Origin of the sequence: Streptomyces sp. NPDC059455 (assembly GCF_042750115.1) — a bacterium.
In the GTDB taxonomy this organism is placed as follows: Bacteria; Actinomycetota; Actinomycetes; order Streptomycetales; family Streptomycetaceae; genus Streptomyces; species Streptomyces endocoffeicus.
Window position 1 is genome coordinate 32,674 of sequence record NZ_JBHYVB010000058.1, and the last position, 11,103, is coordinate 43,776.

Sequence of the window (11,103 nt, forward strand, 5' to 3'; positions counted from 1 at the left end):
GGGATGCGGCGGACGCGCCTACTCGTCGTCCCCGCCCTCCAGGCCGCCCTCCGTCTCCAGGTACAGCTCCCGCACCCGCTCCAGCACCTCCGGGTCGGGCTCGTCCCACAGCCCGCGGCTCTCGGCCTCCAGCAGCCGCTCGGCCATGCCGTGCAGCGCCCAGGGGTTGGCCTCCTCCAGGAAGGCGCGGTTCTCCGGGTCGAGCAGATAGGTCTGGGCGAGCTTGTCGTACATCCAGTCGGCGACCACGCCCGTGGTCGCGTCGTAGCCGAAGAGGTAGTCGACCGTCGCGGCGAGCTCGAAGGCGCCCTTGTAGCCGTGGCGGCGCATCGCCTCGATCCAGCGCGGGTTGACCACCCGGGCGCGGAAGACCCTTGAGGTCTCCTCGTGGAGGGTGCGGGTGCGCACCGTCTCGGGGCGGGTGGAGTCGCCGATGTACGCGGCGGGCGCGGTGCCCTTCAGGGCGCGCACGGTGGCCACCATGCCGCCGTGGTACTGGAAGTAGTCGTCGGAGTCGGCGATGTCGTGCTCGCGGGTGTCGGTGTTCTTGGCCGCGACCGCGATCCGGCGGTAGGCGCTCTCCATCTCCGCCCGCGCCGGGCGCCCCTCGAGCCCGCGGCCGTAGGCGTAGCCGCCCCAGACCGTGTAGACCTCCGCGAGGTCGGCGTCGGTGCGCCAGTCGCGGCTGTCGATGAGCTGGAGCAATCCGGCGCCGTAGGTGCCGGGTCGGGAGCCGAAGATCCGGGTGGTGGCGCGGCGCTCGTCACCGTGTGCGGCGAGGTCGGCGCGGGTGTGTGCCCGTACGTAGTTGTCGTCGTCGCTCTCGTCGAGGGAGGCGGCGAGCCGTACGGCGTCGTCCAGCAGCCCGACGACATGCGGGAAGGCGTCCCGGAAGAACCCGCTGATGCGCAGGGTGACATCGACACGCGGGCGGCCCAGCTGGTCGAGAGGTACGGGTTCGAGCCCCGTCACCCGCCGCGAGGCGTCGTCCCACACCGGTCGGATGCCCAGCAGCGCCAGCGCCTCGGCCACATCGTCGCCGGAGGTGCGCATCGCGCTCGTCCCCCACAGCGAGAGGCCGACGGACTTCGGCCACTGACCGTCGTTGTCCGCGCGGTAGCGCTCCAGGAGCGAATCGGCGAGGGCCTGACCGGTCTCCCAGGCCAGCCTGCTGGGCACGGCCTTGGGGTCGACGGAGTAGAAGTTGCGACCGGTCGGCAGGACGTTGACCAGTCCGCGCAGCGGCGAGCCGGACGGCCCGGCCGGAACGAAGCCGCCGTTCAGCGCGTGCACGGCGTGGTCGATCTCGTCCGTCGTGGCGGCCAGCCGGGGTACCACCTCGCGGGCGGCGAAGTCGAGGACCGCGGAGACCGCGGGGCGCTGCTCATCGGGCAGGGTGAGGACGGCCTTCTCGACGGCCTCCGGGGCCCATGCGGCGTCCTCCATCGCCTGGACCAGCGCGCGGGCCCGCTCCTCGGCCTCGTCGGCGCCGGTGCGGGTGGCGGCCGACTCGTCCAGGCCGAGCGCCTCGCGCAGACCGGGGAGTGCGGACGTACCGCCCCAGATCTGGCGGGCGCGGAGGATGGCCAGCACGAGGTTGACCCGCTCGGGTCCGGTCGGCGCGCCGCCCAGGACATGCAGTCCGTCGCGGATCTGGGCGTCCTTGATCTCGCACAGCCAGCCGTCGACGTGCAGCAGGAAGTCGTCGAAGCCGTCGTCGTCCGGCCGCTGCTCCAGGCCCAGGTCGTGGTCGAGCTGGGCGGCCTGGATGAGGGTCCAGATCTGGGCGCGGATGGCGGGGAGCTTGGCCGGGTCCATCGCGGAGATGGCCGCGTACTCGTCCAGCAGCTGCTCCAGCCGCGCGATGTCGCCGTAGGAGTCGGCGCGGGCCATCGGCGGCACGAGGTGATCGACCAGGGTGGCGTGGACGCGGCGCTTGGCCTGGGTGCCCTCGCCCGGGTCGTTGACCAGGAAGGGGTAGATCAGCGGCAGATCGCCGAGCGCGGCGTCGGGGCCGCAGGCGGCGGACAGTCCGGCGTTCTTGCCCGGCAGCCACTCCAGGTTGCCGTGCTTGCCCAGGTGGACCATGGCGTCGGCGCCGAAGCCGCCGTCCGTCCGCGCGGTGGCCATCCAGCGGTAGGCGGCCAGGTAGTGGTGCGAGGGCGGCAGATCGGGGTCGTGGTAGATGGCGATGGGGTTCTCGCCGAAGCCGCGCGGCGGCTGGATGACCACCAGGAGATTGCCGCGGCGCAGCGCGGCCAGCACGATCTCGCCCTCGGGGTCGCGGCTGGTGTCCACGAACATCTCGCCGGGCGGCGGGCCCCAGTGCTCCTCGACCGCGTCCCGGAGCTCCCGCGGCAGCGTGGCGTACCAGCGGCGGTAGTCGGCGGCCGGGATGCGGACGGGGTTGCGGGCGAGTTGCTCCTCGGTGAGCCACTCCTGGTCGTGGCCGCCCGCCTCGATGAGGGCGTAGATCAGCTCGTCGCCCTCGCCGGAGACCAGGCCCGGGAGCGCGTCCGGCCCTTCCTCGGGACCGAGGTCGTAGCCTTCGGCGCGCAGCCGGCGCAGCAGGGCGACGGCGCTCGCGGGCGTGTCGAGGCCGACGGCGTTGCCGATCCGGGAGTGCTTGGTGGGGTAGGCGGAGAGGACGAGCGCGAGGCGCTTGTCGGCGGCGGGGATATGGCGGAGCCGGGCGTGTCGTACCGCGATTCCGGCGACACGCGCGGCGCGCTCGGCGTCGGCGGCATAGACCGGCAGACCGTCCTCGTCCACCTCCTTGAACGAGAACGGCACGGTGATGAGCCGCCCGTCGAACTCGGGGACGGCGACCTGGGTCGCGGCGTCCAGCGGCGACAGCCCCTCGTCGCTCTCCTCCCACGTGGCGCGCGACGAGGTCAGGCACAGCGCCTGGAGTACGGGCACGTCGAGCGCGGTGAGCGCGCCCGCGTCCCACGCCTCGTCGTCGCCGCCCGCGGAGGCCTCGGCGGGGCGGGTGCCACCGGCCGCGAGAACGGTGGTGACAATGGCGTCGGCCGCGCCGAGGGCCTCGATCAGCTCGGGTTCGGGGGCGCGCAGCGAGGCGACGAACAGCGGCAGCGGGCGGCCCCCGGCGTCCTCCACGGCGCGGCACAGGGCCTCCACGAAGGCGGTGTTGCCGCTCATGTGGTGGGCGCGGTAGTAGAGCACCGCGATGCTCGGGGCGGCGGCGTCGCCCGGGGCCGCCGGGTGGCCGGTGCGCTCCAGCGGACCCCAGGTGGGCGCGGGCGCGGGCGGTTCGAAGCCATGGCCGGTGAGCAGCACGGTGTCGGAGAGGAACCGGGCCAGCTGGTCCAGGTTGCCGGGCCCGCCGTGGGCGAGGTAGGCGTGGGCCTCGGCGGCGATACCGACCGGGACCGTGGACGCCTCCATGAGCTGGGCGTCCGGCGCCTGTTCACCGCTGAGGACCACGACGGGCAGGTCGCCCGCGAGCAGCGTGTCGAGCCCCTCCTGCCAGGCGCGGATGCCGCCGAGGAGCCGTACGACGACGAGTTCGACGCCGTCGAGCAGACCGGGGAGGTCCTCGAGGGCGAGGCGGGCCGGGTTGGCGAGGCGGTACGGCACCGGGCCCGTGGCGGCACGGGCGCTGAGCAGGTCGGTGTCGGACGTCGACAGCAGCAGAATCATGCGGCGCATGCCTTCCTCGGGGTCCGCGCCCCGGGCGGGTTGAAGACGGCGGCAGTTCCTGGCTCGCGCGTCCGCTGCCGTTCGGCAGCCGCCGCGCTCACAGTGGCGGGACCGCGCCGGATTTCCACCGGCTTCCTACCGTGAGTGCCGTCTTGTGCGTTCGGCGGGCCGGGATCGACCCGCCGCTGAGCATAGTAAGCGTTGCCGACCTGCCACGGGGTGGTGAGTTCCGGCCTGGTCGGGGCGGTGGGCCGGACCGGATCGTCGGTATGCTCGCCGCCATGCCCCTCCCCCCGACAACCACCCCATCCGGGGATGAAACCCCCGTGCGCGGGCGCGATGACGCCTGTCCGGGCGCACTGCGACTGCACCCGGCGGACGACGGTTCGCTGGCCCGGATCCGGGTGCCGGCCGGGCTGCTGACGGCCCGTCAGGCGCAGGCGCTGGGACGGGTGGCCGAGGAGCTGGGCGACGGGCGGCTGGACATCACCTCACGGGGCAATGCGCAGGTGCGCGGCCTGGCGGCGGGGTGCGACGCGGAGCTGGCGGCCCGGCTGCGGGCGGCCGGACTGCTTCCCTCGGACCGTCATGACCGGGTGCGCAACATCGTGGCATCGCCGCTGTCCGGCCTGGACGGCGCGGGGCACGCCGATGTGGTGGCGTGGGTGCGGGAATTGGACGCCGTGCTGTGCGACGAGGCATCCGTCGACACGTTGGCGGCACGCGGGGAATTGTCGGGCTTGTCGGGCAGGTTTCTGTTCGCGCTGGACGATGGGCGTGGCGATGTGGCCGCGTTGGGTGCGGATGTGACATTGATCGCAACGCCTGGTGGTGGAGCGGTACTGCGGGTCGGGGGGCCGGCGGCGGGTGTGGGCGTGGCGAGCGCCGCCACGGGCGAGGCGACCGCGGGGGGTGATCTGTGGGTGCGGAGCGAGGACGCGGCGCGGGCCGCCGCGCTGGCCGCGGTGGAGTTCTTGGCGAGGGCGCGGGAGAGCGGCACCCGGGCGTGGCGGGTACGCGAACTGCCCGCGCAACACTCCGTGACCGCCGATCGCTTGGCGGCCCGACTCGCCGACGCGGGCATCGACACCGAGCCGCACCCGGGCGCGCCGGGCCACCCGGACGCGCCGGGCCCGCGCCCGCCGCACCCGCCACCCGCCCCCGGCCTGGTCCCCGGCCTGGTCCCCGGCCCGGACGGGCGCCACGCGCTGTCCGTCGCCCTCCCCCTGGGCCGGGTGAGCGCCGCGCAGTGGCGGCTGCTCACCGGGCTCGCCTCCCGGAGCGGGGCGGATGAGCTGCGTATGACACCCTGGCGCGGCGTGGTGCTCCCCGGGTTCGCCCCGGACGACGCGCGCGACGCTTTGTCGGAACTGTCCGACGCTGGACTGGTGACCACGCCGGACTCGCCGTGGCTCGGGGTCGGCGCGTGCACGGGACGGCCCGGCTGCGCCAAGTCCCTGGCGGATGTGCGGTCCCACGCGACACGCATGGTCGCGGACACGGCGCGCGGGGTCGCGGACGCCGCGCCCGATCCGCTGCCGGTGTACGTCTCCGGCTGTGAACGGCGCTGCGGTCACCCCGGGGGCCGCTGGGTGGACGCGCTGGCGACCGGCGACACGGACTACCGGGTCACCGTGCGGGGCGGCGCGAAGGGCGACACGCCGGAGGCGGAGGACGGCGTGGAAGTGACAGCAGAGCAGTTGGCCGACGCCGTTGCGGCGGCCCGTGGAACGACATGATCGAGGACACCGTGTTCGACTACGAGAAGGACGGGGCGGCCATCTACCGCGCGTCCTTTGCCACCATCCGCGCCGAGGCCGACCTCGGCGGGCTCCCCGCCGAGGTCAGCCAGGTGGCGGTGCGGATGATCCACGCCTGCGGCATGGTCGACCTGGTCAAGGACCTCGCGTACACCCCCGAGGTGGTCTCCCGCGCCCGCGCCGCGCTGCGGTCCGGCGCGCCCGTGCTCTGCGACGCGCGCATGGTGGCCAGCGGGGTCACCCGCAAGCGGCTGCCCGCCGACAACGAGGTGATCTGCACCCTCACGGACCCCGCCGTACCGGAGTTGGCCCGGCGCATGGGCACCACGCGCAGCGCCGCCGCGCTGGAGCTGTGGCGGGACCGGCTCGAGGGAGCGGTGGTGGCCGTCGGCAACGCGCCCACGGCGCTGTTCCGGCTGCTGGAGATGATCGAAGAAGGAGGGGCGGGCGCGCCGCGCCCGGCCGCCGTGATCGGTGTGCCGGTGGGCTTCATCGGCGCGGCCGAGTCCAAGGAGGCGCTGGCCGGGCATCCGGCGGCGCTCGACCACCTGGTGGTGCACGGCCGGCGCGGCGGCAGCGCCATCGCCGCGGCCGCGATCAACGCGATAGCGAGCGAGGCAGAGTGAGCGAGCAGCAGACGGGCCGGCTCTACGGTGTGGGGCTCGGCCCCGGCGACCCCTCCCTGATGACCGTACGCGCCGTGGAGGTCATCGCCGCGGCCGATGTCATCGCGTACCACAGCGCCCGGCACGGGCGCAGCATCGCGCGCTCCATCGCCGAGCGCCATCTGCGGCCCGACCACCTCGAGGAGCGGCTGGTCTACCCGGTCACCACGGAGACCACCGACCACCCGGGCGGCTATCGCGGCGCGATGGAGGAGTTCTACGCGGACGCGGCCGCCCGGCTCGCCGCGCATCTGGACGCGGGGCGCACGGTCGCGGTGCTCGCGGAGGGCGATCCGCTCTTCTACGGCTCGTACATGCACATGCACAAGCGGCTCGCCGACCGCTACCCCACCGAGGTCATCCCCGGTGTCACCTCGGTCAGCGCCGCGGCCGCCCGGCTCGGCACACCGCTGGTGGAGGGCGAGGAGGTGCTGACGGTCCTCCCCGGCACCCTGCCGGAGGAGGAGTTGACGGCCCGGCTGGCCACGGCGGACGCGGCGGCCGTGATGAAGCTCGGCCGGACCTTCCCGACGGTGCGCCGGGCGCTGGAGCGGTCGGGACGGCTCGCGGACGCGCGCTATGTGGAGCGCGCCACGATGACCGCGGAGCGGACCGCCCCGCTGGCCGAGGTCGACCCGGAGTCGGTGCCGTACTTCTCGCTGGCGGTGCTGCCGAGCCGCGTGGACGCGCCGCGCGGTGACGGCGGGGAGACACCGCACGGCGACGGCGGGGACGCGCGACACGGCGACCGTGCGAACGCGCCGAGCGGTGACCATGTAGACGCGCCGAGCGGTGCGTCCGGCCGCCCGGGCGAGGTCGTGGTCGTCGGCCTCGGCCCGGCCGGTCCGCTGTGGCTCACCCCCGAGGCGCGCGGCGAGCTGGCCGCCGCCGAGGACCTCGTCGGCTACACCACCTACCTGGACCGGGTGCCCGTGCGGCCGGGCCAGCGGCGTCACGCCTCCGACAACAAGGTCGAGGCCGTACGCGCCGAGTTCGCCCTCGACCTCGCCCGGCGGGGTCGGCGTGTCGCCGTGGTGTCCTCGGGCGATCCCGGCGTGTTCGCCATGGCCACCGCCGTCCTGGAAGCCGCCTGCGAGGACCCCTACCGCGAGGTCCCGGTGCGGATCGTCCCCGGTATGACGGCGGCCCACGCCGCCGCCGCCCGGGTCGGCGCCCCGCTCGGCCACGACTACGCGGTGATCTCCCTCTCCGACCGGCTCAAGCCCTGGGAGGTCATCGCCGAGCGGCTGCGCGCCGCCACGGCGGCCGACCTGGTGCTCGCCCTCTACAACCCCGGCTCCCGCAGCCGTGTCTGGCAGGTGGGCAAGGCCCGCGAACTCCTGCTGGAGCACCGCGCCCCCGACACGCCCGTGGTGCTGGGCCGCGACATCGGCGGCCCCGGGGAACGCGTGCGGATCGTCCGGCTGGCCGACCTCGACCCGGCCCAGGTCGACATGCGCACGATCCTCCTGGTGGGCTCCTCCCAGACCCGTACGGTCCGGCGCGGCGACGGCACCGACATCGTCTGGACGCCGCGCCGGTACCCGGAGGCGTAGCACCCGGAGGGCTCCTGGCGCGGAGCGCCCCGGCTCAGGCCAGGGCCGTCCGCAGCCAGGCGGCGGCTTCGGCCGGGGTTTCGGCCACCGGGATGCCCTGGGGGGCGGGCGGGCGGCGGATGATGACGACCGGGATGGCGGCGGCGCGGGCCGCGGCGAGTTTGGGGGCCGTGGCATGGGCGCCGCTGTCCTTGGTGACCAGCACCTCGATGCGATGGCGGCGCAGCAGCTCCGCCTCGCCCTCGAGGGTGAACGGGCCGCGGTCGAGGATCACCTCCATCCGGGGCGGGACCGGCGGCTCGGGCGCGTCGACCGAGCGGACCAGGAACCACTGCCCGGTCAGCTGGGCGAAGGCGGCCAGGCCCATCCGCCCCGTGGTGAGGAAGATCCGCTCCCCCAGGCCCGGCAGCAGCCGCGCGGCCTCGGCCAGCGAGCCGGTCGAGTGCCAGCGGTCGCCCGGACCGGGTACCCAGCCGGGGCGGCGCAGGGCGAGCAGGGGAACATGGACGTCTGCGGCCGCCCGGGCCGCGTGGGAACTGATCGTGTCGGCGAAAGGATGGGTGGCGTCGATGAGCGCGTCCACCTGGTGCTCGCGGAGCCAGCGGGCCATGCCCTCGGCGCCGCCGAACCCGCCGATCCGCACCTGCCCCACCGGCAGTCGCGGCGCGGCGACCCGGCCCGCGAGGGAGCTGGTGACGCGCAGCGCGGGCGCGTCGGCGAGCTCTTCGGCGAGGCGGCGCGCCTCGGTGGTGCCGCCGAGGATGAGCACATGGCGCGCCGGTGCGCTGTTCATCGGGATCGGGTGCCTTTCGTCGTCCGTGCGCCCGTCATCGTATGCGCGGCGGCCCGCCCATGGCTGAGGCGGAGACCGAGGCGGAGACGACGGCCAAGGCGACCGGGGGGCGGGGCGCGCAGCTGGAGCGGTCGGGGCTGCGGCACGGCTGGACCACCGGGGCGTGTGCCACCGCCGCGACCACGGCCGCGTACACCGCGCTGCTGGGCGCGGAGTTCCCCGATCCGGTGACCATCGAACTGCCCAAGGGGCAGCGGCCCGCGTTCGCGCTCGCCGCCGAGGAGCTGACGGCGGACCGGGCCATGGCCGCGGTCGTCAAGGACGCCGGGGACGATCCGGATGTGACCCACGGCGCGCTGGTCAGGGCCACGGTACGGGTTCTGCCGCCCGGCAGCGGAGTGGTCTTCCGGGCCGGTCCGGGCGTCGGCACGGTCACCCGGCCCGGGCTGCCGCTCGACGTGGGCGAACCGGCCATCAACCCCGTCCCCCGCCAGATGATGCGCGACCACATCGCCTCGGTCGCGGCCCGGCACGGCGGAACCGGCGACGTCGAGATCGAGATCTCCGTGGACCACGGCGAGGAGATCGCCCGCTCCACCTGGAATCCGCGTCTGGGCATCCTCGGCGGGCTGTCCATCCTCGGCACGACGGGCATCGTGGTGCCCTACTCCTGCTCGGCCTGGATCGACAGCATCCGGCGCGGGGTGGACGTCGCCCGCGCGGCGGGGCGCACGCATGTCGCGGGCTGTACGGGCTCGACGTCCGAGAAGGTGGCGGTGGCCGTGCACGGGCTACCGCAGGACGCGCTCCTGGACATGGGCGACTTCGCGGGCGCGGTCCTGAAGTATCTGCGCCGCCACCCGGTGGACCGGCTGACGGTCGCCGGCGGCTTCGCCAAGCTCTCCAAGCTGGCCGCGGGCCATCTGGACCTGCACTCCTCCCGGTCCCAGGTGGACAAGGGCTTCCTCGCGGAACTGGCCCGCCGTGGAGGAGCGGACGAGGAGCTGGCGGAGGCGGTGGCCACGGCCAACACCGGCCTGGAGACGGTACAGCTGTGCACCGCCCGCGGCGTCCCCCTGGGCGACCTGGTCGCGGCGGCGGCCCGCGACACGGCCCTAGGGGTGCTACGCGGGGCCCCGGTGGCGGTGGACGTCATCTGCATCGACCGCGCCGGCACGATCGTGGGCCGCGCGGAACCCCGCGGCCCACGGAACCGCTGACCGACTCCGCCGCCACGAGGGCGCGACGCGGCCACGCACGCGGGTAGCCAACGCGTTCGGCGCTGGGCGAGACGCGCCGGGAGCGGGCGCGGCCCACCGCGAGCACGCCGCGCGCGGCACCGATACCGACGCCACGGCGGGCGCGCCACGCGCCGCCACGCACAGACCACCGCGCGGACCACCGCTCGCGGACCTGCACGCGCCATCGGGGCGAGCACCCGTAACCGCCCGTCGCGGCCACCACAGGTGTACGGGCCACCACGCCCATTACGCGGGCCCCTCGCGCACGGAGCCGACGCCGACGCCACGGCGGACACTACGCACCACGCCCGCCGCGCCATCGGGGCGAGCGCCCGTCAACGCCCGGCGCGGCACGCCGGGATGCGGGTCGCCGCGCACCCTCGCCACGGCGCACACGGCGCACCGCACGTACACCGCGCGCCACCGCGTCAGGCGTTTCGGCGCGCGCACGACGGGTGGTGGTTCCCGGTCGCGCAGGGAGGGAGCGGCGCTGCCGGAGGGCGGAAGCGGTGGCCCCCGCCACCCCGGGTGGCGGGGTGCAGGCGAGACAGCGGCGGGCGCGCCAGGGGGGTGCCCCGGGGGACGGGGCTCAGGTGCCAGGTGTGTCGCAGGGCTCGTGGGGGCGTTCGCGGTGTGGGGAGTAGAGGTGGCTGTCGGGGAACTGGGCGGCGGCCAGGGTTCGGCCGACGATGATGACCGCTGTGCGGACCACGCCTGCCGCCTTCACCTGGGGCGCGATGTCGTCCAGGGTGCCGCGCAGGACCAGTTCGTCGGGGCGGCTGGCCATGGCGACCACGGCGGCCGGGCAGTCGGCGCCGTAGTGCGGGAGGAGTTCGGCGACGACGCGGTCCACGTAGCGGGTGGCGAGGTGCAGGACGAGCAGGGCGCCGCCGCGGCCCAGGGTGGCCAGGTCCTCGCCGTCCGGCATGGGGGTGGCCTGCTGGGCGATGCGGGTGAGGATGACGGTCTGGCCGACGGTCGGGATCGTCAGTTCGCGCTTCAGCGCGGCGGCCGCGGCGGCGAAGGCGGGGACGCCCGGGACCACGTCGTACGGAACGCCGGCCGCGTCGAGGCGGCGCATCTGCTCGGCGACGGCGCTGAAGACCGACGGATCGCCGGAGTGGAGGCGGGCCACGTCGTGGCCCGCCTCGTGCGCGGCGACGAGCTCGGCGGTGATCTGGTCCAGGTCGAGCTGGGCGGTGTCGACGAGCCGGGCGTCCGGCGGGCATTCGGCGAGGAGTTCACGGGGCACCAGGCTGCCCGCGTACAGGCACACCCGGCAGCGGGCCAGGGTCCGGGCGCCGCGCACCGTGATCAGGTCGGCGGCGCCGGGGCCCGCCGCGTTCAAGTAGACCGAGTACGGGGTTCTCGGTGAGCGGCGTGAGCGGCTTGAGCGGCTTCGTCCGATCCCCCGGGGTCGGCGGC

At 75.1% G+C, this 11,103-nt stretch carries 7 protein-coding genes and 1 riboswitch; of the genes, 4 read left to right on the top strand and 3 right to left on the bottom strand.

What is annotated here, in order from left to right:
* Positions 1 to 18: 18 nt before the first annotated feature.
* A complete protein-coding gene (cobN, locus tag ACFXB5_RS21815; RefSeq protein ID WP_385210398.1) occupies positions 19 to 3,663 on the bottom strand; it encodes a cobaltochelatase subunit CobN in 3,645 nt (1,214 codons plus the stop codon).
* Positions 3,664 to 3,716: 53 nt separating this feature from the next.
* Positions 3,717 to 3,800: riboswitch (cobalamin riboswitch) on the bottom strand.
* Positions 3,801 to 3,932: 132 nt separating this feature from the next.
* Between cobN and cobG the strand changes: the two genes are divergently transcribed.
* The 3 genes from cobG to ACFXB5_RS21830 are packed head-to-tail and all read left to right on the top strand — an operon-like array spanning position 3,933 to position 7,644.
* Complete coding sequence (cobG, locus tag ACFXB5_RS21820; protein WP_385210355.1) at positions 3,933 to 5,402, top strand: precorrin-3B synthase; 1,470 nt, start codon at positions 3,933 to 3,935, stop codon at positions 5,400 to 5,402.
* On the top strand, positions 5,399 to 6,049 hold the full coding sequence (locus ACFXB5_RS21825; protein ID WP_385210358.1) for a precorrin-8X methylmutase: 651 nt from the start codon (positions 5,399 to 5,401) through the stop codon (positions 6,047 to 6,049). The genes cobG and ACFXB5_RS21825 overlap by 4 nt, the downstream gene beginning before the upstream one ends.
* Complete coding sequence (locus tag ACFXB5_RS21830) at positions 6,046 to 7,644, top strand: precorrin-2 C(20)-methyltransferase (protein ID WP_385210361.1); 1,599 nt, start codon at positions 6,046 to 6,048, stop codon at positions 7,642 to 7,644. Before ACFXB5_RS21825 ends, ACFXB5_RS21830 begins: the two co-directional genes overlap by 4 nt.
* Positions 7,645 to 7,678: 34 nt before the next feature.
* Here ACFXB5_RS21830 and ACFXB5_RS21835 read toward each other — a convergent pair whose 3' ends face one another.
* Entirely contained in the window at positions 7,679 to 8,437 is a 759-nt protein-coding gene (locus ACFXB5_RS21835) for a cobalt-precorrin-6A reductase (protein ID WP_385210364.1), read from the bottom strand.
* A gap of 59 nt (positions 8,438 to 8,496) precedes the next feature.
* Here ACFXB5_RS21835 and ACFXB5_RS21840 point away from each other — a divergent pair, with 59 nt between their 5' ends.
* The gene (locus ACFXB5_RS21840; protein WP_385210367.1) at positions 8,497 to 9,657 is read left to right on the top strand and encodes a cobalt-precorrin-5B (C(1))-methyltransferase; all 1,161 of its coding nucleotides are present in this window, start codon (positions 8,497 to 8,499) and stop codon (positions 9,655 to 9,657) included.
* A 610-nt stretch (positions 9,658 to 10,267) separates the two neighbouring features.
* Here ACFXB5_RS21840 and cobM read toward each other — a convergent pair.
* Complete coding sequence (cobM, locus tag ACFXB5_RS21845) at positions 10,268 to 11,026, bottom strand: precorrin-4 C(11)-methyltransferase (RefSeq protein WP_385210370.1); 759 nt, start codon at positions 11,024 to 11,026, stop codon at positions 10,268 to 10,270.
* Positions 11,027 to 11,103: the final 77 nt, after the last annotated feature.